The 21,334-nt window shown below is 69.7% G+C and carries 22 protein-coding genes and 1 riboswitch; of the genes, 5 read left to right on the top strand and 17 right to left on the bottom strand.

Features of this window, described 5'->3' with window-relative positions:
* The 8 genes from ASD30_RS19020 to ASD30_RS18985 all read right to left on the bottom strand — a co-directional run bounded on the left by ASD30_RS19020 (position 1) and on the right by ASD30_RS18985 (position 7,599).
* Entirely contained in the window at positions 1-684 is a 684-nt protein-coding gene (locus ASD30_RS19020) for a MadR family response regulator transcription factor (RefSeq protein WP_056685498.1), read from the bottom strand.
* Positions 672-2,078 (bottom strand): MadS family sensor histidine kinase, encoded by a 1,407-nt coding sequence (locus ASD30_RS19015; protein WP_056685495.1) that lies wholly within the window; start codon positions 2,076-2,078, stop codon positions 672-674. The genes ASD30_RS19020 and ASD30_RS19015 overlap by 13 nt, the downstream gene beginning before the upstream one ends.
* Positions 2,079-2,080: 2 nt before the next feature.
* Positions 2,081-3,301, bottom strand: a complete 1,221-nt coding sequence (locus ASD30_RS19010) for an iron-containing alcohol dehydrogenase (RefSeq protein ID WP_056685493.1) — start codon at positions 3,299-3,301, stop codon at positions 2,081-2,083.
* A gap of 82 nt (positions 3,302-3,383) precedes the next feature.
* Positions 3,384-3,653: a DUF4242 domain-containing protein gene (locus tag ASD30_RS19005; RefSeq protein WP_056685489.1), complete on the bottom strand. Its 270-nt coding sequence runs from the start codon at positions 3,651-3,653 to the stop codon at positions 3,384-3,386.
* A 129-nt stretch (positions 3,654-3,782) separates the two neighbouring features.
* Positions 3,783-4,973: an XdhC family protein gene (locus ASD30_RS19000; protein WP_056685486.1), complete on the bottom strand. Its 1,191-nt coding sequence runs from the start codon at positions 4,971-4,973 to the stop codon at positions 3,783-3,785.
* On the bottom strand, positions 4,966-6,087 hold the full coding sequence (locus ASD30_RS18995) for a vWA domain-containing protein (protein WP_056685482.1): 1,122 nt from the start codon (positions 6,085-6,087) through the stop codon (positions 4,966-4,968). Before ASD30_RS18995 ends, ASD30_RS19000 begins: the two co-directional genes overlap by 8 nt.
* Positions 6,084-6,965 carry an AAA family ATPase gene (locus tag ASD30_RS18990; protein WP_056685479.1) on the bottom strand — a complete coding sequence of 294 codons (882 nt, stop codon included), beginning with the start codon at positions 6,963-6,965 and terminating at the stop codon, positions 6,084-6,086. Before ASD30_RS18990 ends, ASD30_RS18995 begins: the two co-directional genes overlap by 4 nt.
* A gap of 10 nt (positions 6,966-6,975) precedes the next feature.
* Positions 6,976-7,599, bottom strand: coding sequence for a nucleotidyltransferase family protein (locus tag ASD30_RS18985; RefSeq protein WP_056685476.1), 624 nt, complete (start codon positions 7,597-7,599; stop codon positions 6,976-6,978).
* A gap of 184 nt (positions 7,600-7,783) precedes the next feature.
* On the opposite strand from ASD30_RS18985, the gene ASD30_RS18980 reads away from it, so the two are divergent.
* On the top strand, positions 7,784-8,131 hold the full coding sequence (locus ASD30_RS18980; protein WP_235529952.1) for a hypothetical protein: 348 nt from the start codon (positions 7,784-7,786) through the stop codon (positions 8,129-8,131).
* 152 nt (positions 8,132-8,283) lie between these two features.
* Here ASD30_RS18980 and ASD30_RS18975 read toward each other — a convergent pair whose 3' ends face one another.
* The 5 genes from ASD30_RS18975 to ASD30_RS18955 form a co-directional block, all read right to left on the bottom strand.
* Positions 8,284-8,826 (bottom strand): hypothetical protein, encoded by a 543-nt coding sequence (locus ASD30_RS18975; protein WP_056685473.1) that lies wholly within the window; start codon positions 8,824-8,826, stop codon positions 8,284-8,286.
* A 210-nt stretch (positions 8,827-9,036) separates the two neighbouring features.
* Entirely contained in the window at positions 9,037-10,674 is a 1,638-nt protein-coding gene (gene groL, locus ASD30_RS18970; RefSeq protein ID WP_056685470.1) for a chaperonin GroEL, read from the bottom strand.
* A gap of 207 nt (positions 10,675-10,881) precedes the next feature.
* A complete protein-coding gene (locus ASD30_RS18965) occupies positions 10,882-12,090 on the bottom strand; it encodes a hypothetical protein (protein ID WP_056685467.1) in 1,209 nt (402 codons plus the stop codon).
* Positions 12,090-12,599 (bottom strand): SigE family RNA polymerase sigma factor, encoded by a 510-nt coding sequence (locus tag ASD30_RS18960; RefSeq protein WP_056685464.1) that lies wholly within the window; start codon positions 12,597-12,599, stop codon positions 12,090-12,092. Before ASD30_RS18960 ends, ASD30_RS18965 begins: the two co-directional genes overlap by 1 nt.
* 59 nt (positions 12,600-12,658) lie before the next feature.
* Positions 12,659-13,528 carry an ATP-grasp domain-containing protein gene (locus ASD30_RS18955; protein WP_162251011.1) on the bottom strand — a complete coding sequence of 290 codons (870 nt, stop codon included), beginning with the start codon at positions 13,526-13,528 and terminating at the stop codon, positions 12,659-12,661.
* An 82-nt stretch (positions 13,529-13,610) separates the two neighbouring features.
* On the opposite strand from ASD30_RS18955, the gene ASD30_RS18950 reads away from it, so the two are divergent.
* The gene (locus tag ASD30_RS18950; protein ID WP_056685458.1) at positions 13,611-14,420 is read left to right on the top strand and encodes a hypothetical protein; all 810 of its coding nucleotides are present in this window, start codon (positions 13,611-13,613) and stop codon (positions 14,418-14,420) included.
* Positions 14,421-14,432: 12 nt separating this feature from the next.
* Here the strand turns inward: ASD30_RS18950 and ASD30_RS18945 are convergent, their stop codons facing one another.
* Positions 14,433-15,248 carry an SGNH/GDSL hydrolase family protein gene (locus ASD30_RS18945; RefSeq protein ID WP_056685455.1) on the bottom strand — a complete coding sequence of 272 codons (816 nt, stop codon included), beginning with the start codon at positions 15,246-15,248 and terminating at the stop codon, positions 14,433-14,435.
* A 97-nt stretch (positions 15,249-15,345) separates the two neighbouring features.
* On the opposite strand from ASD30_RS18945, the gene ASD30_RS18940 reads away from it, so the two are divergent.
* The 3 genes from ASD30_RS18940 (at position 15,346) to ASD30_RS18930 (ending at position 18,681) form a co-directional block, all read left to right on the top strand.
* The gene (locus ASD30_RS18940) at positions 15,346-15,987 is read left to right on the top strand and encodes a hypothetical protein (RefSeq protein WP_156393709.1); all 642 of its coding nucleotides are present in this window, start codon (positions 15,346-15,348) and stop codon (positions 15,985-15,987) included.
* Positions 15,988-15,991: 4 nt separating this feature from the next.
* The gene (locus ASD30_RS18935; protein WP_056685449.1) at positions 15,992-16,870 is read left to right on the top strand and encodes a hypothetical protein; all 879 of its coding nucleotides are present in this window, start codon (positions 15,992-15,994) and stop codon (positions 16,868-16,870) included.
* Positions 16,871-17,049: 179 nt separating this feature from the next.
* On the top strand, positions 17,050-18,681 hold the full coding sequence (locus ASD30_RS18930; protein WP_156393708.1) for an AMP-binding protein: 1,632 nt from the start codon (positions 17,050-17,052) through the stop codon (positions 18,679-18,681).
* Positions 18,682-18,931: 250 nt separating this feature from the next.
* Here the strand turns inward: ASD30_RS18930 and ASD30_RS18925 are convergent, their stop codons facing one another.
* From ASD30_RS18925 to thrC, 3 genes are all read right to left on the bottom strand, one after another.
* Positions 18,932-19,396: an OsmC family protein gene (locus ASD30_RS18925; protein WP_056685442.1), complete on the bottom strand. Its 465-nt coding sequence runs from the start codon at positions 19,394-19,396 to the stop codon at positions 18,932-18,934.
* Between the two features lie 150 nt (positions 19,397-19,546).
* On the bottom strand, positions 19,547-19,825 hold the full coding sequence (locus ASD30_RS18920) for a MoaD/ThiS family protein (RefSeq protein WP_056685439.1): 279 nt from the start codon (positions 19,823-19,825) through the stop codon (positions 19,547-19,549).
* A gap of 87 nt (positions 19,826-19,912) precedes the next feature.
* Positions 19,913-21,181, bottom strand: a complete 1,269-nt coding sequence (thrC, locus tag ASD30_RS18915; protein ID WP_056685435.1) for a threonine synthase — start codon at positions 21,179-21,181, stop codon at positions 19,913-19,915.
* 9 nt (positions 21,182-21,190) lie between these two features.
* Positions 21,191-21,333, bottom strand: a riboswitch (SAM riboswitch).
* Between the last annotated feature and the right edge of the window lies 1 nt (position 21,334).

Below are 21,334 nucleotides of genomic sequence, written 5' to 3'. Positions count from 1 at the left end.
TCAGATGACGCCCAGCTTGGAAGCCTCGTAGACCGCCTCCGCGCGGCGGGTCACCCCCAGCTTGCGAAGGATGTTCCCGACATGGAACTTGGCCGTGGTCTCGGAGATGTAGAGCCTCCGGCCGATGTCACGGTTCGACAGGCCGCGGGCGAGCAGTGCCAGCACCTCACACTCACGAGGAGTGAGGTGCTTCTGCTCGGCCGCCGTCGGCGCGTTCAGCCCGCGCACCATGGCCGCGGCCGAACGCGCGTCGAAGGCGCTCTCGCCTCGCGCCACGTCACGGATCGCCCGGATCAGACCCGAGGTGTCGACGTCCTTGACCACGTAGCCGCGGGCCCCGGCCCGCACCGCACGCAGCACCAACGCGTCGTCGAGGAACGTGGTGAGCACCAGGATGCCGAGATGGGGGTACTGCTCGGACAGCTCGGCGCAGAGGTCGAGGCCCTCGGAGTCCGACGAGGTCGAGAGCTTGAGGTCCAGCAGGACGATGCGCGGGCGGGCCGCGGCGATCACGGCCAGCGCCTCCGCACGGCTCGACGCCTCGGCGATGACCCGCAGGTCGGACTCGCGTTCCAGGATCGAGCGCAGTCCCTGCCGCACGATCGCGTGGTCGTCGACGAGCATGATGTCGACGGTGTCGACGTCGGGCCCGGTGGGCGCCTCGGGTGGGCTCAGGGTGGGCATGCTTCCTCCTCTGGCCTGGCTCCCACCAGGCCGGTGATCATCCCCGGGCGGTTGACCGCCAGGGGCAGCGGGACACGCATTTCGATCCGTACGCCGCCGATGCGGGCGCGGCGGAAGGCGAGCGACCCCCCGATGTCGGAGAGGCGGCTGTAGATGTTGGCCAGGCCGCAGTGGCGCCCGTCGGCCGGCCGGCCCCGACCGATGCGGAGCTTGCGGGCCAGCTCCCCCGGGTCTCCGACACCGTCGTCGGCGACGCTGACGAACAGCTCGTCGGTCCGGTAGCGCATCCGGATCACGGCCCGCGTCGCCTCGGCGTGCACCGCCACGTTGAACAACGCCTCGCCGACCGCCCGGGCGATCTCGTGGTCGGCGTCGGCCGGCAGCACCTGCACCTCGCCCTCGATGTGCAGGTGCACCGACAGGTGCGGCCGGTGGTGCTCGGCCACCTCCTGCAACAGCTCGGGCAGCGTCCAGACCGTGTCGCGGTGCGGTTGGTGCAACGCGTAGATCGCGCGGCGCAGCTGGTCGACGGCCTCCTGGGTGAGGTTCTTGGCGGTGCTGAGGTGCCCGAGCAGCACGGCCGCGGACGCGCCCAGGTCCTCGGCCTCTCCACGCGCGATCTCCATCGACATGCCCGCCGAGAGCACGAACTGCGTGACGTTGTCGTGCAGCTCACGGGCGATGCGGTGCCGCTCGTGGTCGACCAGCTCGCGCTGGTGGGCGACCAGCAGTCGCTCCTCGGCCTGGCGAAGCTCGCGGGTCCGCTCCTCGAGGTCGAGTGCCTGGGACACCGCGTCGTCGTACAACCGCTGGGCCCGGCGGTGCAGGGCCAGGCCGGCCTGGTACTGCTCGCAGTTGTAGAGGGAGACCGCGGCCTCGTTGGCCAGGATGCGCAGCACGGAGAGGTCGCCGGGCTCGGGCTCCGCGTCGAGGCCGTGCAGCCCGACCAGGCTGCCGATCATGGCGTTGTCGAGCGTCATCGGCACCCGCACCCACCGGTCGAAGCCGGGTGCACCGGTGGCGTGTCCGGCACGGATCGCGCCGAGCTCGCGGCGTACGTGGTGGGGCAGGTCGGCGTCGTCGTCGATCACCCGGCCGACGTGGTCGACGGCCAGGAAGCGCGGGCGTGCGCCCGGCAGCTGGCCGTCGGAGAGGGCCAGCACGGTCCACTGTGCGTCGAGGTGCTGGGCGGCCGCACGGGCCACCTCCTCCAGGAGCGCGCGCGGGCCCTCCGCCGTGCGCACCAGGGCGCGGCTGATCGAGTCCATCGCTCGTACGGCGTGCTGCATCCGCTCGTCGGAGCGCACGTACGCGCGGTAGTAGGAGCCCTTGCCCGACCGGACGCCGGTGAGGGTGGTGAGATCGCTCCCCGTGGGAGTGTGCCGATCACTCATCTCTAGAGAGCGTTCCGGAAGAGCTCGGCGATTTCCTGCTCACTCGCCAGCCGCGGGTTCGTGGTCAGGCAGGCGTCGTCCAGCGTGGTGCGGGCCAGCCGCGGGATGTCCTCCTCGGTGACCCCCAGCTCCCTCAACCCACGGGGCACGCCGATGTCGTCGGCCAGCAGGCGGATGTGGTCGGCGAGCATCTCGGCCGCCTCCTCGCCGGGCATGCCCTGCACCGACAGCCCGGCCGCAGCGGCGAGCTCGACGAACCGCTCCGGCGTGGCCCGGGCGTTGTAGCGGACCACGTGCGGCAGGAGTACGCCGTTCACGACGCCGTGCGGGGCGTCGAGCAGTCCGCCGACCTGGTGGCTCATCGCATGGGTGGCACCGAGGATCGCGTTGGAGAACGCCAGCCCGGCCTGGAGGCTGGCCTGGGCCATCTTGCGCCTCGCCTCGGCCTCACGCGGCGTGGTCATCGTCGTACGCAGGTTGCGACAGACCAGCCCGACGGCGCTGATCGCATGGGTGTCGGCGAGCGGGTTGTGGGCCAGCGAGACGAAGGCCTCGATGCCGTGGGTCAGCGCGTCGAGGCCGGTGGCGGCGTTGAGGTCCTCGGGCATCGTGACCAGCAGCCGCGGGTCGGTGATCGAGATGTCGGGCACGAGGGCCCGGCCGAGGATGGTCACCTTCACCGACCTCTCGGTGTCGGTGACGATGCAGAACTGGCTGACGTCGGCACCGGTGCCCGACGTCGTCGGGATGATCAGCAGCGGCGGGATCGGGTGCGTGATCAGGTCGACCCCGGCGTAGTCGAGGATGTCGCCGCCGTTGCCGGACAGGATCGCCACGCCCTTGGCCGCGTCGGCGACCGAACCGCCGCCGATGCCGATGATCACGTCGCAGTCCCACTCGGCGTAGTGCGCGTAGGCCGCGCGGATCTCGTGGTCGCGCGGGTTCGGCGTGACGCTCGAGAAGACCACCGGCTCGAGACCGGACTCCCGAAGGTGGCCGAGCAGCTCGTCGACCCAGCCGGCCTCGATGATGCCCGGGTCGGTGACCACCAGCGGACGCCGGGCGCCCAGGCGCCCGGCCGCGAAACCGGCCTCGGCGAGGGAGCCGGTGCCCAGCACCACCTCGGGCGCGTGGAACTTGGCCAGTTCAAAGGTCTCCACGGGGCCTTCCCGCAGGGTGCTGCCGTGGCGTTCCCCGCTGGCCGGGACCATCGTCGTGCTCATCAAAGTCTCCCAACTGTGTGACCTGCACCACTGTGCACCGCCAAACGTTGCGAGAACGTTGGGTCCGCCCAGGCGGAGTCTCTCAGCGCCCGGTCTCCGGCGAGATCGTGCCGGTCACCGGGCTGACCCGGTCGCACGGGAACCCGCCCTGGCGGGCGTGTTCGGCGATGTCCTCGGGGTTCGCGGCGTCGTACACGCAGTAGAGCTTGTCGTCGGTGACCCACGACTGGACCCACTCGATGTGCGACATGCCTGCCAGCACCTCGTTGGACCTGGCGCTGATGTCGTGGAGCTGCTGCTCGTCGAGCTCTCCGGCTCCGGGCAACTCCCGCTCGATGACGTACCGCCCCATGTCGTGGCCTTCCGTGGTGGTGTGTGCGCCGACCAGGCGCCTTCACCCACGACAGTAGGAGCGTGCTCGGCCCGGAGAGCCCGGCAAGGTGACGGGTCCGGCCTGCCCGAACGGACAGGTGGCGGTTCGCTACCGGTGGATCCGGCCCTCGAGTGCGGCCAGTGGCTGACCACTGCCGCCCCAGGTCGACGAGACGATCTCGGCGGCGATGCTGACCGCGGTCTCCTCGGGGGTGCGGGCACCGAGGTCGAGGCCGATCGGGCTGGACAGCCGGTCGATCTCCTCGGACGTCACGCCGGCCTCCTTCAACCGCGCCAGGCGGTCGTCGTGCGTACGCCGCGAGCCCATCGCGCCGACGTACCCGACCTCGGGCAGCCGCAGCGCCACCTCGAGCAGCGGTACGTCGAACTTGGGGTCGTGCGTGAGCACGCAGAGGACCGTGCGCGAGTCGATGCGCCCGGCCTCCTGTTCGGCGGCGAGGAAACGGTGCGGCCAGTCGACGACCACCTCGTCGGCCTCGGGGAAGCGGGTGTTGGTCGCGAACACGGGGCGAGCGTCGCAGACCGTCACGTGGTAGCCGAGGAAGCTGCCGATCCGCGCCACCGCCGCGGCGAAGTCGATCGCGCCGAAGACCAGCATGCGGGGCTTGGGCGCGAAGGCCCACACGAAGACGCGCATGCCCTCGCCGCGGCGTTCGCCGTCGGGTCCGTAGGACAGCGTGCCGCTGTGCCCGGACGCGAGCAGCCCGAGCGCGTCGTCGCGGACCGCGTCGTCCACCCGCGCACTCCCCAGAGATACTCCCTGACGTTTCGGCCCTTCCTCTGGGATAGTCCCTGACGTTTCGGTCCTGCTGGGGGCCGGAGCGTCAGGGAGTGTCGCGGAGTCAGGGCGGATGAGGGTGCGACGGCCCACCCAGGACGGGTCGGGGTGCTCGATCACCGTCGCCACGGCGACCGCGCGACCGGCCTCGAGGTCGTCGGCGATCTCACCCAGCTCGGGGAACGTCTCCTGGTTCACCTTCTCGACGTACACGTCGAGGATGCCGCCGCAGGTCAGGCCGACCGCGAACGCGTCGTCGTCGGAGATGCCGTAGCGCTGGAAGACGGGTGCGCCGGACTCGACCACCTCGCCGGCCAGCTCGTAGACCGCACCCTCGACACAGCCGCCGGAGACCGAGCCCACCGCCGTACCTTCCGGGCCGACCAGCATCGAGGCGCCCGGGGGCCGGGGTGCGGACTGGAAGGTCGCCACGACCGTGCCCATGCCGACCGTCTCGCCGGCCCGCCACCACTCCAAGAGCTCCGGGAGCACTTCACGCATCTGCCACGACCTCCAACAGTTCGGCGTACGTGGTCAGGGTATGACCCGCAAGGAAGTCGTCGACGTGCGGGAGCGCCGCGGCGATGCCCTGCTGCACGGGCAGGTAGCCGGCCTTGCCCCGGTGCGGGTTCACCCAGACCACCTTGTGCGCGAGGCGGTGCAGGCGCGCCATCTGCTCGCCGAGCAGGGCCGTGTCGCCGCGTTCCCAGCCGTCGCTGAACACCACGACCACGGCACCGCGGGCCAGGCCACGGGCGCCCCACCGGTCGAGGAAGACCCGCATCACCTCGCCGAGCCGGGTGCCACCGGACCAGTCCGGCACCGTGTCTCCGGCCGCGACCAGGGCCCGGTCGGGGTCGCGCTGTCGCAGCGCGCGGGTGATGTGCGTCAGCCGGGTGCCGACCGTGAAGGCCTCGACGTGACGGCCCTCGTCGGTGGTCGCGAAGCGGTGTGCCAGACGCAGCAAGGCGTCGGCGTAGCTGCTCATCGACCCTGACACGTCGATCAGGAGCACCACCCGACGCGGCCGGGCACCCCGCCGACGCCACGCGAGGTCGGCGGGCTCCCCCATGCGTCGCAGGCTGGCCCGCAGGGTGCGGCGGGCATCGACGGAGCCCCTGTGCCACGCGTGCTGTCGGGCAGTACGCCGCATGGGCAGGCGCGGGTGCAGCGCGCTGAAGAGCGTGGTCAGCAGGCGCCTCTCGGAGGCCGACATGGTGCCGACGTCGCGATGCCGGAGCAGCTCCGTGCGACTGGCCATCGCCCGCACCGGGTCATGACCCGCCGCGTCGTCACCGGCCAGATCGTCTTCGTCACCGCCCAGCAGGTCGGTCGCGAGCGGGGCCGACGCCTCGGTCGACGGCGCCGGGCGCGGCAGTCCGTCGCGGTGGTTGAACCAGGCGTGGAACACCTGGTCGTAGCGCTCGAGGTCGTCGGGTCCGGCGCAGAGCGTGGCGCGGCCCGCCCAGTACGTCGCCCGGTGGTCGTCGGCGCCGAGCAGCGCGACCGCCGAGGCGAACCCATGGGTTCGGTCCTGGGTGACAGGGACACCGGCGGCGCGGAGCGCGCGGGTGAAGCCGAGCAGGATCTCGTCGGCGGCATGCGGCACCGTCACACCGCCATCAGCCGGTCGAGGGCCTGGCGCACCCGGTCGCCGTCCTCGCGGTACTTCACCAGCGCGCCCAACGTCGCCGAGGCGGTGGCCAGGTCGAGCTCGGTGGCGCCCAACGCCTGCAGGGCCCGCGCCCAGTCGAGGGTCTCGGCCACGCCCGGAGGCTTGAGGAGGTCTTCGGTGCGTAGCGACTGGACGGCGGTGGCGACCTGACGGGCCAGCGTCTCGCTGACCTCGGGGTTGCGTGAGCGCAGGATCTCGACCTCGCGCTCCAGCCCCGGGTGGTCGATCCAGTGGTAGAGGCAGCGCCGCTTCAACGCGTCGTGCAGCTCGCGGGTGCGGTTGGAGGTGAGCACCACGATCGGCGGCGTCGCCGCGCGCACCGTGCCGATCTCGGGGATGCTCACCTGGTACGTCGAGAGCACCTCCAGCAGGAAGGCCTCGAACTCGTCGTCGGCCCGATCGACCTCGTCGACCAGCAGCACCGCCGGGCTCTCACGCAGCGCCTGGAGCACGGGTCGGGCGAGCAGGAAGCGTTCGTCGTACAGGCTCTTCTCGGCCTGCTGCACGTCGGCGTTGCCCGAGGCTTCGAGGGCACGCAGGTGCAGGATCTGGCGGGGGAAGTCCCAGTCGTAGAGCGCCTGCGTCGCGTCGATCCCCTCGTAGCACTGCAGCCGGATCAGGGGCAGTCCCTGGGCCTCCGCGATCGCCTCGGCGAGTGCCGTCTTGCCGGTGCCGGGCTCGCCCTCGAGCAGCAGGGGTCGTTGCATGGTGAGCGCGAGGAACACCACGGTCGCCAACGACTCCTCACACACGTAGCCGGTGTCACCGAGGAACTTCTCGACCTCGGCGACCGAGCCCGGAGTGTGTGGAGTGTCCATGCATTCAAGGCTACTCAGCGCGACGTTGGTCGCGGGTTGGGCTGTCGACGTCCTGCCCCGTGGCCAGGTCGCCACACTCCACCAGCTCGACCTCGCGGGCGGCCAGATAGGCGCGCGCGCCACGGTCACCCTCGGCAGATGCGCGTACGCCGGACCAGTGGTCGCGGCCGATCAGCACGGGGTGCCCGGGCACGCCGGCGTACGACGCCCGGCGGAGCACGCCCAGGGTGATCGACTGCGTCCGCGACTCACCGCCCGCCGGCTCCGACCCGGGGCTGGTCTGCGGGGCGGCGAGCACCCGGCGTACGACGTCCGCGCCGACGTCCGGGAGGTCGACGAGGGTGACCAGTGCTGCGTCCGGCAGTGCCTCGAGCCCGGCCAGGGCGGCCAGCCCGGCACGCAGGGATGCGCCCATGCCGTCGGCCCAGTCGTCCGCCTCGACAATGCCGACCTCGACGCCTTCGAGCAGGGAACGGGCCTGAGCGGCCGCGGCACCGAGCACGACGGTCACCTCGTCGCAGCCTCCGTCGCGCAGGGCGGTCACACCGCGCGACAACCAGTCGTCGACCAGCGCCTTCGGCGTACCCATCCGCCGGCCGGCCCCCGCGGCGAGCAGCAGTCCATGAATCCTCACCCGGTCACTCTAGGGCCGCGAACACCGCCCTTTTGATGCGCCAACCCCGCAAGATTGCGCTTCGAACCGTGGATTCTTGGTGCCCACCCCAACGAGCCACGGTTCGCGCATCGACCGCACCCGGTTCGTGCATCAAGAATCCACGGTTGGCGGGGTCTCACCGGGGGCGACGCACAATGGGAGGGTGACCGACCAACTGCTCTCCGCCCGCGCCGTCGTGATGCGAGACCTGGAGGCCACGGGGGTCGCCTCCGCAGAGACCGTCTCGCTGCTGGAGGACGCCGTCTCCGAGCGCCGATGGTGGGCCGAGCAGTGGCCGGCCGGCGAGCCGTACGTCGGCGGGCTGGTCGCCCAGGACGTGCAGGACGCCCTCCTGATGCGCGTCGGCCGGTGGCCGGTGTGCCCACGCTGCGAGGACGCCGTACACGCCCTGCACATCCACCCCGAGCTCGGCGGCCCCGACCCGGTCTGGGTCTGCGAGGAGTCCGGCGCCGTGGTCGCCGCACTGGGCCAGCTCAGCACCGACTCCTGAGCCCGGCAGCGGGCGTACGGCGCGTTTGGGCGTGCGCAGGTGTACGGCGAGAGTTGCAGTTCATACGTGTTCCGAGCCGGGAGTGGTACGAACTGCAACGCTCGATGACCAGGAGACTGGCGAACGGCGGATCCGGGTCGACCTCGAGCAGGTCAGCTCGAGGGCATCACGGTGGGCAGGTCGCTGGGCAGCAGCGAGAGCAGCTCGGACGGGATGTCCTTCAGCGCCGGGATGATGTCCGCCACGAGGTTCTGCCCGCACGTGGTGGTCAGGTAGGTGGCCAGCGCGTTGACCTTGCCGCGCTTCTCCGACGAGAGGTCGGTGTAGGCCTTCAGGGCCGTCGAGGTCTTCTCGAGTTGCGGCGCGATGTCGATCAGCACCTGGATGCCGTCGACCGCGTCCTGCGGCATGTCCTCGGGCAGGCCGTCGGCGACCACCGTCGCCACCTGCTGCAACACCTGGCTCGCCGAGTCGCCCTTCAACGCGTCCTTGGCGTCGTCGCAGAACTGCTTCGAGGTCACCGGCTCGGTCGGCTGCGTCGAAGGTGAGGTCGAAGAGTCCTCGCTGGGCTCGGTCGTCGTCGACGTGGTCTCGCTCGGCTTGGACTCGTCCTTCTTGTCCTTGTCGTCGTCTCCGCAACCGGCGGTGAGGGCGAGAACGAGCAACAGCGGAACGGCCACGAGAGATCTGCGCATGGTGGCGAGTCTAGGCCCCGGTTCCAGCCGGCCACGTGCACGGAGCACCAAGAATCCACGGTTCGCGCATCAACAATCCACGGCTCGCGCATCAACCGCACACGGCTCGCGCATCAACAATCCACGGCTCGCGGGACGAAATGGCCGAACGGCCCCGGGAGAACCCGGGGCCGTTCGGTTGATGCTGTGTGCAGCGTGGTGATCTGGCGATCAGAAGTCCATGCCGCCCATGCCGCCCATGCCGCCGGACGGGTCGCCCATCGGAGCAGCCTTCTCGGGCTTGTCCGCGACGACTGCCTCGGTGGTGAGGAACAGCGCGGCGATCGACGCAGCGTTCTGCAGCGCCGAGCGCGTGACCTTGGCGGGGTCGATGATGCCCGCGGCGATCATGTCGACGTACTCGCCGGTCGCGGCGTTGAGGCCGTGGCCCGACTCCAGGTTGCGCACCTTCTCCGCGACGACGCCGCCCTCGAGGCCGGCGTTGATCGCGATCTGCTTCAGCGGAGCGTCGGTGGCCACGCGCACGATGTTCGCGCCGGTGGCCTCGTCACCCTCGAGGTTGATCTTCTCGAACGCGGCGTCGGCAGCCTGGACCAGCGCCACGCCACCGCCGGCGACGATGCCCTCTTCGACGGCAGCCTTCGCGTTGCGAACGGCGTCCTCGATGCGGTGCTTGCGCTCCTTGAGCTCGACCTCGGTGGCCGCGCCGACCTTGATCACCGCAACGCCGCCGGCCAGCTTGGCCAGGCGCTCCTGCAGCTTCTCGCGGTCGTAGTCGGAGTCGGAGTTCTCGATCTCGGCGCGGATCTGGTTGACCCGGCCCTCGATCTGGGCCTGGTCGCCCGAGCCCTCGACGATGGTGGTCTCGTCCTTGGTGATGACGACCTTGCGGGCCTGGCCGAGCAGCTCGATGCCGGTCGACTCCAGCTTGAGGCCGACCTCTTCGGAGATGACCTGGCCACCGGTCAGGATCGCGATGTCCTGGAGCATGGCCTTGCGGCGGTCACCGAAGCCGGGGGCCTTGACGGCCACGGACTTGAAGGTGCCACGGATCTTGTTGACGACCAGCGTCGAGAGGGCCTCCCCGTCGACGTCCTCGGCGAGGATCAGCAGCGGCTTGCCGGACTGCATGACCTTCTCGAGGAGCGGGAGCAGGTCCTTGACGTTGGAGATCTTCTGGTTCGCGATGAGGACGTAGGCGTCCTCGAGAACCGTCTCCATGCGCTCGGGGTCGGTGACGAAGTAGGCCGAGATGTAGCCCTTGTCGAACCGCATGCCCTCGGTCAGCTCGAGGTCGATGCCGAACGTGTTCGACTCCTCGACCGTGATGACGCCTTCCTTGCCGACCTTGTCCATCGCCTCGGCGATGGCGTCACCGACGGTGGTGTCGCCACCGGCGGAGATGGTGGCGGCAGAGGCGATCTGCTCCTTGGTCTCGATGTCCTTGGCCATGGCGAGCAGCTGCTCGGACACGGCGGCGACAGCGGCCTCGATGCCGCGCTTGAGGCCCATCGGGTTCGCACCCGCGGCCACGTTGCGCAGACCCTCGCGGACCATTGCCTGGGCGAGGACGGTGGCCGTCGTCGTACCGTCACCGGCGACGTCGTCGGTCTTCTTGGCGACCTCCTTGACGAGCTCGGCCCCGATCTTCTCGTACGGGTCCTCGAGCTCGATCTCCTTGGCGATCGACACACCGTCGTTGGTGATCGTGGGGGCGCCCCACTTCTTCTCCAGGACGACGTTGCGGCCCTTGGGGCCGAGGGTCACCTTGACGGCGTCGGCGAGGGTGTTCATGCCCCGCTCGAGGCCGCGGCGCGCCTCTTCGTTGAAAGCAATCAGCTTCGGCATAACTCCTGCGATTCCTTGCTGTGCATAAGAGTTGGAACGGAGTCGGAGAGCTGCCCGCGACGGACGATCCGGCTGACCCGGCGGACCCTTCCCGCCGACGCTTCGGACCTCAACTCACCGGTCCCGTTGTTGTCACTCTCTTGATGAGAGTGCCAGCCTCATGTTTAGCACTCGACCCATGAGAGTGCAAATGATCTCGAGTCGTGGTCAGGACCAGATCCGGGCGTAGCTGGAAACGGCGTACTCCTGGTCGGGCTTCAGTCCCGTGAGCTCGGAGACCCTGCGGAAGTCATGGGTTCCGACCTGCCAGGCGATCAACCGGGGGCTCCCGTCCTGTGCCTCATAGACCACCCAGTCGTCGTCGAGCCAGAACTTCACGGGACAGCACTCCTTGTTGCGTTCGCCACCCAGGTTGGCGAACGCCTTGGAGCCGAAGACCAGCAGCGCGCTGTCGCTCTCGTCGAAGCCCTGCACGACCATCACCTCGGACGGCGTGACCTCGTGGTCGGCGACCGGAAGTCCGTCGGCCCCGGACCAGCTCTGGGCGACGCCCTTCGGACCCGACCGAGCGAGGCCGTACGGCGTCACGTCGTCGCCCGGCGGAGCCGTCGGCAGGCCTCGTCGGGACGCACCCGTCCTCTGGCCGTCGACGCCGTAGAGCGGACCCGCGCCTCCGACGGTGCTCGGCAGGTGGAGGTCATCGCCGACCCACGTCGCGTGCTCGGTGACCGCCTCGCCGACCTCGATCCTGCGCCATTCGCCCGTGGCCAGGGTGAGCATCAGGACGCTGCCGTTCTGCGGGAACTGCAGGTGGTCGCCCTTGGGCGACAGCATGTTGGTGCCGGCGGCGATCACGTTGCCGGAGTCGTCGACCAACGGCTGGACGCGGGAGACGTCGACCCTGCGCAGGGAACCGTCGGGAGCGAGCAGGAGCACCGTGCGCAGTCCGCTGCCGTCCATGACGGCGTACGCCGCGAGGGCGGTGTCGATCGGGTCGTCCGCGAGGTCGGTGGCATCGGCCGAGAGGTCGACCTGCCGTGGCAGCGGCGAATCCATTCGCGGCAGGCGCGCCTCCTGCTTGTCTGCCGGGCCCCAGTAGACCCGCCAGTCACCGTGGCGCCCGTCGGGCTCGGTACCCGTCGACGCCGCGTCGGTCGAGTTCGGCAGGCGGGGGTCGGCGGGCCTCGTGTTCGACGGCTGCGTGGCCGGGGGCGCGCTCCCGTCATCGTCGGGACCACCCAGCAAGGAGACCGACCCGGCGATCACCGCCACCGCGGCGACCGCTGCCGCCGTACCGGCGATGCGGGTGCGGCGCCGGCGCCGTACGGCGTCCGTCCACGCGGCGTCGGCGAGTGGCACCGGGGGCAGTCCGTCGACGCTCTCGTGGAGCAGGTCCTTCAATCGTCGTTCGGTCATCAGGAGTCCTCCGTCAGGAGTTCGGCCAGTTGGGGCGCGGCTTCGCGCAGTCGGCGCAGGGCCAGGTGGGTCTGACTCTTGACCGTGCCGACCGCGACGCCGAGGACGTCCGCGGTCTGGGTCTCGGTGAAGTCGTCGTAGAAGCGCAGCACGATCACCGCCCGCTGTCGGGCGGTCAGCCGGGCGAGCGCGTCACGCAGCATCAGCTGCCGCTCACTGGTCGCACCGGAGACCGGGGCCGCGCGGTCGTCGTACTCAGGAAGGCCGACCCTCTCGCGGCGATGCCGGCGCCACCAGGAGATGTTGTCGCGCACGATGACGGTCCGGGCGTAGGCGTCCGGCTGGCCGTCGCGCAGCCTGCCCCAGCGCAGCGCGACCTTGGTCAGCGCCTCCTGCACCAGGTCCTCGGCGCGCTGGTGGTCGCCGGTGACGAGGACGGCGGTGCGCAGCAACGCGCCCTGCCGCTCGGTCGCCCACAGCGTGAACGACTCCCTGTCACCGGTGGTCATCTGGTCTCCCCGTTCGCTGCATGACAGTCAAACGCGGGCGACAGCCAAATGGTTGGAGGTCAGGAGACTGTTCTGGCCACCATCTCCGCGAAGGGCTCTGCATTGCCCGGCAGCACGTCGAGATAGAGGCCCGGCTCGATCAGCTCGAGTTCACTGACCGCAAGGGATCCGTCGGCCAGCCGCATCATGTCGACCCGCCCGTAGTGCAGGGTCCGACCGAGCTTTCGCGACGCCGCCGTACACGCCTCGGTGGCCAGATCGGCGCACTCCGGGCGCAGCGGCACCGGTCGCGACGAGCCACCGAAGTGCTCATGGACCCGGATCTCGTCGCCCGCGGGCAGCTTGTCGACCTGGGAGACCGCGCGGCCGCCCAGCACGAAGACCGACGTCTCGCCCTCGGTGCGCACCGACTCGACCAACGGCTGCACCACCCATGGCCCTTCCGGCCGCGGCAGCAGCGGGTGCTCGTGCTCTGCGCGGCCAAGGTTCGGGTCGTCGGGGTCGTCGAAGACGAGCACGCCCGAGCCGCCGCCGCCCACGCGCGGCTTCACCACGGCGGTGCCGAACCTGCGCACACCGTCTGCCAGCTCGGCGACCGAGTCTGCGGTCATGGTGGGTACGGCGGGCACACCGTCGAGGTGGGCCAGATAGGCCTTGTCGAGGTTCCAGGCGAACACGTCGGCGCCGTTGAGCAACACGGTCTCGCGCTCCACCTCGCGTGCCCAGGTCACGAACTCGGCGTACCTGTTGACGTAGTCCCACGTCGAGCGCACGGCGACCACGTCGGCCTTCGACCAGTCGACAGTCTCGTCGTCCCAGGCCACCCAGCGCGACGACAGTCCACGGGCGGTGAGGGCCTGTTCGAGGGCCGGCGCCCCCGGCTCGCCGTCGGGCCAGCCGGTGCAGGTCGCCAGCAACACGTTGGTCATGCGGCGAGCGTAAGCCCGGGCGAAGGGTGCGCGGCCCTCGCGCACCAACCGGGTTTCGGTGAGATGCGTGAGACTGGGGAGCATGTCGATCGCGAAGCGACTGGGCGGCGCCCTGTTGTTGCTGACTGCCGGGTGCGCCGTGGAGACCCAGCCCGAGGTGCCCGACGTGGCGATGTCGTTCGTGCAGCAACGTGTCTTCGAGGGCACGCCACGCGCACAGCTGCGGGTGGTCAACTCCTCGTCGGACGACCTCACGGTCACCGGCGTGGGGCTCGACTGGCCCGGCTACGGGAAGTTCCTCGACGACTACTCCACGACCGTCGAGGCTGGTCGGACGCTCGATCTCAACATCACGCTCCCCACACCGGACTGTTCGGCACTCGCGCCGACGAGCAAGCCGGTGATCGGCCGGGTCCGCGTCGGGAACGACGTCGTACGCCGCACGCTGGATGCGAGTGGCACCGGCTTCGTCACCCGCATCTGGCAACGGGAGTGCGACGAACGCCGGGTCGAGTCCGCCGTACGACTCTCCTACGACGGGCCGAGGCAGCTGGTCGGGAGCGGCCGGCGTACGCAGCTGGCCGGCCACATCACGCTGACCCGCCGGTCCGAGGAACGCCGGATCGTGGTGCCCGAGATCGTCGGATCCGTCCTGCTCGAACTGCATCTGGACCAGCCGGCGGTGCTGCCTCCCGGGGTGGACCGACGGACTTTCCCCATGACGATGGTGGTCCCGCGGTGCGACGTGCACGCACTGATCGAGAGCAGCCAGACCTTCCACTTCCTGATGGCTGCGCGGCTGGGTGACGATCCGCTGGTGAGGGTGCTGCGGCTGCCCGACGTGCGCACCCGGGCCCGGGCACAGGCCTTGCTGGACCAGGCCTGTCGCTGATCCGGACTGAGGTCAGGCCGGGGCGTGGTGGCCGAACGGCACGTCGTCGGCGATCCCGAGCGCGGCCAGCACCGAAGGCAACACGGCCTTGGCGGTGCGCTTGTAGCCGAGCGACGACGGGTGGAAGCGGTCGAGGCTGAACATCTCGTCGGGGTTCGTGATGAAGAACGGCCCGACCACTTCGGCCAGGTCCACTGCCCGGGCACCCAACGTCAACGCGGCCGCGCGTTGCGCGACGGCGAGCTGTCGAGACGCCCGCGAGCCGAGGGCCCGCAACGGCTGCGGCACCGGTCGCAGCATGCCCAGGTCGGGGCAGGTGCCGACGACGACCGACGCTCCTCTTTCCTGGAGTGCACTGATGCAGGCCGACAGGTGGTCGACCGACTCGGAGACCGGCACCCGGTGGGTGACGTCGTTGCCCCCGACGATGACGACCGCGACGTCAGGGCGGTACGACGACTTCAGCGCGCCCAGCTGGTCGGCCAGCATCGAGCTCTCCGCCCCGACCTGCGCACCGGTGTGCAGCACGACAGACCGGTGCGCCTGCTTCGCGACGTACTTCGCGAGCCTGGCCCCGGGGGTGTGACTGGGCAGCTCGGCACCGAGTCCGGCAGCGATCGAGTCACCGAGCACCAGCAGGTGGATCGGGTCGCCGTACCTCTTCTTGAAGGTGCGGTCCGCGTCGAGTGCCTCCTCCCCGAGCGGCTTGCCGATCAACGCGCGGGCCTGGGCGGCCTGGGCGCGCAGCAGTTGGCGCGAGCCCACCAGGAAGCCGGCGGCGCCGACGCTGATCGCTCCCGCGACGAGGGTGAGCGGTCGAAGTCTCATCACTCCACTTGAACCATGCGGAACCGACCGGGCGCCCAACGGCGTTGGGGTCCGGAGTGAACGGTCGGTTTCGACAAAGGTCGGGCCGGGTAGTTTCATGGATGCCCCGCCGACGAAACTTGGAGACCCTGTGGTGCGAAAGCTCGGGATCGTTGCTGCTGTCCTGTCGTTGACCCTCATCGCCGCTTGCGGCGATGACGAGAAGGATCGCGACCTCAACCTCGACAAGTCCGCCTCGTCCAGCCCCTCGGAGACCTCGAGCGAGTCGAGCGATGTGCCAGCCAACCTCCCGGCGGGGATGACACAGCCCAGCGCACCTGAGACCCAGACGAAGACCTTGGCCTCTGCCAAGGAGTTCACGGGCTTTGCCCTCCAGCTGGTGCAGTACGGCTTTGCAGCCCGCGATGTCTCCGTGGCCCGGGAGATCGTCGCCGACTGGAGCAAGTGCAAGTCCTGCAAGAGCGATGCCGAGGTCACTCGACAGCAGATCGAGGAAGGCATTGCCTACATTCCGAACCGACTGCCCACTGCCGAGCAGGTCTACGTCATGGATCAGTCGCCTGACCGTTACTCCCTTGTGACGACGTTCAAGATGCCGGCAGGAAAGAAGATCAACGACGCCGGAAGGAAGCTCGGGCCGAAGACTCCGACACCGGGGTCGTTCGAGGCCGACCTGCGCTGGTCGCAGGGCGACAAGTCGTGGCTCCTCGAAGATTACCGACTCACCTACGGGGGTTGAGCAGATGAAGGCGTACCGCGCACTTGGGTCTCTGGCGCTCTTCCTCGGCGTTCTCCTGGCACCCGTCAACGCAGCGATCGCGGGCGACGACGACGGCTGGGGTAGCGGCGAGACGGAACACGGCACCGAGATCACGGGCCAACAGGAGAATGGTTTCCAGGACGTCATCGACCACAGCATCGGCGACGACGGTACCTACACTCCCCCGACCCAGTGGCCGGAGTACAAGTACGTGCCCACCTGTTCGATCAACGCGCCCGAGGGCGGTGCGGACGTCCTGTGCGGTGCCGCGGTCAACACCTGCGACGCCATGGGCGAAACAGGAGCCATTCGCTTCTGGGTCTACCGCCGCACGATCTTCGCCGACGGCCGGAAGCCCACCGCGTGGGATCAGGTCGCGACGGTGTGCAAGGGCCCTGATGACCCGATGCCGACCACGCCCGTCGTGACCGCCGAGATGGTGGTCCAGGTGGCCCGTGCTCTGGCGCCCAAGACACAGCCGCACGTCGAGCCCGCGACGCAGTCCTACGTGAACATCCCCAACAACTACTACGCCGACGCACCCGACGTGACCCGCACGGTGAACCTGTTCGGCCACTCCATCGCGGTCCGGTTCACCGGCGGCGAGACCACGTGGGACTTCGGCGACGGCAACAGCGCGACCGGCACCGGCATCGAAGGTGCCGAGGTGGGCCAGGCGGGTTCCGTCGAGCATGGCTATGACCGCAAGGGCGAATACTCCGTGACCGTGTCCACGGTCTACGACGTGTCCTTCACGCTTCCCGACGGCCAGGCAGTCACGCAGCAGGTCACGGGAGTGCCCGGCCCCGCCGCTCAGCTGCAGATCGGCGAGATCCAGACCACCGTGAACGACGTCGGCTGACCCACGCGACTTCAGCACGACGCACTGGGAAGACTGGCCCGAGTTCGGCGACTGGACCTCCCTCACCCGGCGCCCCCGCTCGACCCAATGACCCGGCGTTCGACGCCGACGACCTCGACCCGAGCCATCCACCGAGACCCGCCATTTACGCGCGACGGCCCAACCGCGATCCTTCTCGTGTGACCCAGACCACAGCACCGGGGCGTCCCCTCACGTTGGCCGACCTGATCGAGGCCATGGCCGACGCGATCCCGGACCGCGCCGCCGTACGCACGATCGACCGCGACTGGAGCTTCGCCGAGATCGACGACCGGTCGACCCGGCTGGCCAACCACCTGGTCTCGCTCGGCATCCGGCCCGGTGACCACGTGGCGGTGCACTCCGCGAACCGCATCGAGTGGGTCGATGCGTTCTACGGCTGCCTGAAGGCGCGCGCCGTACCGATCAACATCAACTACAAGTACCTCAGCGACGAACTGGCCTACCTCTACGACAACGCCGACTGCGTCGCCACCCTCGTGGACCCGGCGTACGTCGACGCCGTACGCGCGCTCGACCTGCCGCTGCTGGAGCACATGGTCGAGCTCGGTCCGGCGTACGACGACGCGCTGGCCGCGGCCTCCGCCACACGGCTGGCCGGGCGTTCGTCCGACGACCACTACGTGCTCTACACCGGCGGCACGACCGGCAGCCCCAAGGGCGTGGTCTGGCGCCAGGAGGACCTCATGCGGGCGGCGTTGAACCAGAGCAGGTTCGGGGCGCCCTTCGACTCCGTGGAGCAGTTGGCCAACGAGGCCACGGCCAACGAGAACCCGCTGGTGCTGCTCGCCTGTGGCCCGATGATGCACGGCGGCAGCCAGTGGATCATGGGCAACGCGCACATGGCCGGCGCCGCGGTGGGGCTCTTCACCGAGCCCAACTTCGACGCCGAACGCATCCTCGACCTGGTCGAGCGGGCGCGAGTCAACTCGCTGACCTTCCTCGGCGACGCGATGGGCCGACCGGTGGCCGAGGCGATCCTGGCCGCCCCTACCCGATGGGACCTCTCATCCCTGGTCGCGGTGTCGAACGGCGCGGCGCCCCTGTCGGAAGGCGTGCGGGAGCAGATCCGTCGGGCCCTGCCGGACCGCTTCATCCTCGACTCGTACGGCGCCTCGGAGTCCGGCGCGACCGGTGCCCGCATCGACGACGGCTCCACGGCCGCAGCGGGTGCGCCGCGTTTCGACGTCAGCGACCAGGTCGAGGTCTTCGACGCGTCCTTCGAGCCCTGCCCGCCGGGGGTGACCGGCATGCTGGGTCGGTCCGGACCGGTGCCTCTGGGCTACTACAAGGACCCGGTGAGGTCCGCGGCGACGTTCCGCGAGATCGACGGGGTGCGGTGGGCGGTCCCGGGCGACTTCGCGCGCCGCGAGGAGGACGGCTCGGTCACCGTCCTTGGCCGCGGTTCGGTCTGCATCAACACCGGCGGCGAGAAGGTGCACCCCGAGGAGGTGGAGGCGGTGTTGCTGCGCCACGACGACGTCTTCGACGCGGTGGTCGTGGGCACGCCGCACGAGCGCTGGGGGCAACAGGTGACTGCTCTCGTGCAGCTGCGCGAGGGAGTCTCGGTGGACGGCGCCGCTGCCGACTCCGGACCCGGTCTGGTGTCCGTCTCGGCCGAGGAGCTCCGCGAGCACTGCCACGCGCTGATCGCGAACTACAAGGTGCCCAAGGTGTTCGTCTTCGTCGACCAGGTGCCGCGCACCCCGGTCAGCAAGGTCGACTACCGCGCCAGCGCGTCCCTCGCGTTGGAACTGCTGAACGAGCCGTGAGCCGTTCATTTCAACAGGCAGTTCGCGGAGGTGGTCGCGGTCGGCCGGCTCAACCCCGTCGTTGCCGGGTCGAACTGTATGTCGAAATGAACGCAGGGCCGCTCGTCGTACGCCCCCACGTCATCCGGGTGACCTGTCGCCAGTTCCAGGTGACCCGTCGCCAGTTCCAGGTGACCCGTCGCCAGTTCCAGGTGACCCGTCGCCAGTTCGCGAACTCACGACGGGTCGATCAGAACTGGCGACAGGTCGATCAGGGGGCGACGGTGACCGTCGGCTCGTGCGTGACCGGGAAGTTCACGGACGCGGCGATGAAGCAGTTCTCGCTGGCCTCGTGGTGGATGGCCAGCGCGGTCTCGACCTGGTCCGGCGCGGCGACGACCACGCGAGGACGCAGCACCACCGAGGTGAAGCGTCCGCCCTGGCCGACCTGTGCCATGGTGCCGACCGGCGAGTCGTCGTACGCCGTGACCACGACGCCGTGGTTGACCGCGGAGTGCAGGTAGGACAGCAGGTGACACTCGGCGAGCGCGGCGAGCAGCAGCTCCTCGGGATTCCAGCGGCCGCGGTCACCGCGGAAGGTCGGGTCGGCCGATGCTTCGAGGTCCGGCTTGCCGTCGGCACGCAGGAGCACGTCGCGGGTGTAGTCGCGATAGCCGCTGGTGCCGGTGCCGCGGTTGCCCTGCCAGGTCAGGTCGAGCGCGTAGGTGTGGTCCATGTGCTCATCATCGCGCGTCAGGAACTACGGCAGTTCACCCACACCGGGCAACGGCGCCCGCTCAACACCACGTCTAAGCGGTCGAACTGCCGCACTTCCTCACCGCGCGGCGTCCGCACGTCCGGCACCGCAGCTGCGACGGGCCCGGGCTCAGCAGCCGCCGGCCACCGCGGGGATGATCGAGACCTGTACGCCGTCGGCCGTGGGCGTCTCGAGGTTGTCGAGGAAGCGGACGTCCTCGTTGCCGACGTACACGTTGACGAAGCGGCGCAGGGCGCCGTTGTCGTCGAGCACGCGCGCCTTGATGCCCTCATGGTTGGCGTCGAGGTTGTCGAGCACCTCGGCGAGCGTGCCACCCTCGGCGGTGACCTCGGACTCGCCACCGGTGTAGGTGCGCAGGATGGTCGGGATGCGGACGGAAACGCTCATGGCTACTCCTGGGGTCGGGTGTGCATCAAGGATTGCGGGTTCGAGGCGCAAGAACCCACGGTTCGCGCATCAAGAATCCACGGTTCGTCAGATGATGTTGGCGGCGACGAAGGCGTCGTAGGACGGGGCGATCGTGACCCGGGCGCTGACCCGTTCGGAGACCGCGTCGAGGGTCTTGAGACCGTGGCCGGTGTTGATCACGACGGTCTCGAGCGAGGTGTCGAGCTGTCCGGTCTCGACCAGCTTCTTGAGTACGCCGACCGTGGTGCCGCCGGCGGTCTCGGTGAAGATGCCCTCGGTGCGGGCCAGCAGCACGATCGCGTCGCGGACCTGGTCGTCGGTGATGTCCTCGACCGCTCCGCCCGAGCGCCGGCACACGTCGAGCACGTAGATGCCGTCGGCCGGGTTGCCGATGGCCAGCGACTTGGCGATGGTGTCGGGCTTGACCGGGCGGATCGCGTCGACGCCGGCCTTGTAGGCCACCGAGACCGGCGAGCACCCCTCGGCCTGCGCGCCGTACACGCGGTAGGGCTTGTCCTCGACGAGGCCGAGCTTGATCAGCTCCTGGAAGGCCTTGTCGACCTTGGTCAGCTGGGAGCCGGAGGCCACCGGGATCACGATCTGGTCGGGCAGGCGCCAGCCGAGCTGCTCGGCGATCTCGTAGCCGAGCGTCTTGGAGCCCTCGGCGTAGTAGGGACGCACGTTGACGTTCACGAACGCCCAGCCGTCCTCTTCGCCGGCGATCTCGGAGGCCAGTTTGTTGACGTCGTCGTAGTTGCCGTCGACGGCGATGAGGTTGTCGGTGAAGACCGCCGAGTTCACCTGCTTGGGCTGCTCGAGGTTGCTCGGGATGAACACGACCGTCTTGATGCCGGCACGGGCACCGGCGGCGGCGACCGCGTTGGCCAGGTTGCCGGTGCTGGGGCAGGCGAAGACCTTGGCGTCGAACTCGCGGGCGGCGCTGAGTGCGCAGGCGACGACGCGGTCCTTGAACGAGTTGGTGGGGTTGGTCGAGTCGTCCTTCACCCACAGGTTGTCGATGCCGAGCTCGCGACCGAGGTTGTCAGCCTTGAGCAGGCGGGTGAAGCCGGGCTCGGTGTTGGGGCTCTGCTCGATGTCGTCGGGCACCGGCAGCAGGGCCTTGTAGCGCCAGATGTTCGCGGGGCCGGCCTCGATCTGCTCGCGGGTCACGGCCGGGAAGTCGTAGGCGATCTCGAGGGGTCCGAAGCACTCCGGACACGCGTAGTGGGGACCCAGCGCGATCTGGTGGCCGCACTCGCGACACGACAGGCCGGTGGCATTGCCGAAGGCGCCTTCGCGGAGTGTCTTGCCGGCCTCGACTGTTGGTGCGCTCATGAGTCCTCCTTCTCATCTTCCCCAACGGCGTATCTCGCCGCGGGCCGGAATTAGCACCGTTTCCACGACTGATCCGGCGGGGCCGGGTCAGGGGGCTCGTGGCGGTTGCCGGGACTTCACTGGGCCGTTCCCTCAGTCCCTCTCGATGAGCTG

Source organism: Nocardioides sp. Root140 (assembly GCF_001426745.1).
GTDB lineage: Bacteria > Actinomycetota > Actinomycetes > Propionibacteriales > Nocardioidaceae > Nocardioides.
Note: the sequence above shows the minus strand (reverse complement) of the source record. Positions and strands in the feature narration are given on the sequence as shown.

What these genes read in the sequence shown, in the direction of transcription:
- ASD30_RS18960 (WP_056685464.1), bottom strand. Translation starts at nt 12,599, where the DNA reads ATGACCACCGGTGACAGGGAGTCGTTCACGCTGTGGGCGACCGAGCGG.
- ASD30_RS19005 (WP_056685489.1), bottom strand. Translation starts at nt 3,653, where the DNA reads ATGGGGCGGTACGTCATCGAGCGGGAGTTGCCCGGAGCCGGAGAGCTC.
- ASD30_RS18950 (WP_056685458.1), top strand. Translation starts at nt 13,611, where the DNA reads ATGTCGATCGCGAAGCGACTGGGCGGCGCCCTGTTGTTGCTGACTGCC.
- ASD30_RS19000 (WP_056685486.1), bottom strand. Translation starts at nt 4,973, where the DNA reads ATGCGTGAAGTGCTCCCGGAGCTCTTGGAGTGGTGGCGGGCCGGCGAG.
- ASD30_RS18965 (WP_056685467.1), bottom strand. Translation starts at nt 12,090, where the DNA reads ATGACCGAACGACGATTGAAGGACCTGCTCCACGAGAGCGTCGACGGA.
- ASD30_RS18940 (WP_156393709.1), top strand. Translation starts at nt 15,346, where the DNA reads ATGGATGCCCCGCCGACGAAACTTGGAGACCCTGTGGTGCGAAAGCTC.
- ASD30_RS19015 (WP_056685495.1), bottom strand. Translation starts at nt 2,078, where the DNA reads ATGAGTGATCGGCACACTCCCACGGGGAGCGATCTCACCACCCTCACC.
- ASD30_RS18975 (WP_056685473.1), bottom strand. Translation starts at nt 8,826, where the DNA reads ATGCGCAGATCTCTCGTGGCCGTTCCGCTGTTGCTCGTTCTCGCCCTC.
- ASD30_RS19010 (WP_056685493.1), bottom strand. Translation starts at nt 3,301, where the DNA reads ATGAGCACGACGATGGTCCCGGCCAGCGGGGAACGCCACGGCAGCACC.
- ASD30_RS18990 (WP_056685479.1), bottom strand. Translation starts at nt 6,965, where the DNA reads ATGGACACTCCACACACTCCGGGCTCGGTCGCCGAGGTCGAGAAGTTC.
- ASD30_RS18955 (WP_162251011.1), bottom strand. Translation starts at nt 13,528, where the DNA reads ATGACCAACGTGTTGCTGGCGACCTGCACCGGCTGGCCCGACGGCGAG.
- ASD30_RS19020 (WP_056685498.1), bottom strand. Translation starts at nt 684, where the DNA reads ATGCCCACCCTGAGCCCACCCGAGGCGCCCACCGGGCCCGACGTCGAC.
- ASD30_RS18925 (WP_056685442.1), bottom strand. Translation starts at nt 19,396, where the DNA reads ATGGACCACACCTACGCGCTCGACCTGACCTGGCAGGGCAACCGCGGC.
- ASD30_RS18945 (WP_056685455.1), bottom strand. Translation starts at nt 15,248, where the DNA reads ATGAGACTTCGACCGCTCACCCTCGTCGCGGGAGCGATCAGCGTCGGC.
- ASD30_RS18935 (WP_056685449.1), top strand. Translation starts at nt 15,992, where the DNA reads ATGAAGGCGTACCGCGCACTTGGGTCTCTGGCGCTCTTCCTCGGCGTT.
- groL (WP_056685470.1), bottom strand. Translation starts at nt 10,674, where the DNA reads ATGCCGAAGCTGATTGCTTTCAACGAAGAGGCGCGCCGCGGCCTCGAG.
- ASD30_RS18920 (WP_056685439.1), bottom strand. Translation starts at nt 19,825, where the DNA reads ATGAGCGTTTCCGTCCGCATCCCGACCATCCTGCGCACCTACACCGGT.
- thrC (WP_056685435.1), bottom strand. Translation starts at nt 21,181, where the DNA reads ATGAGCGCACCAACAGTCGAGGCCGGCAAGACACTCCGCGAAGGCGCC.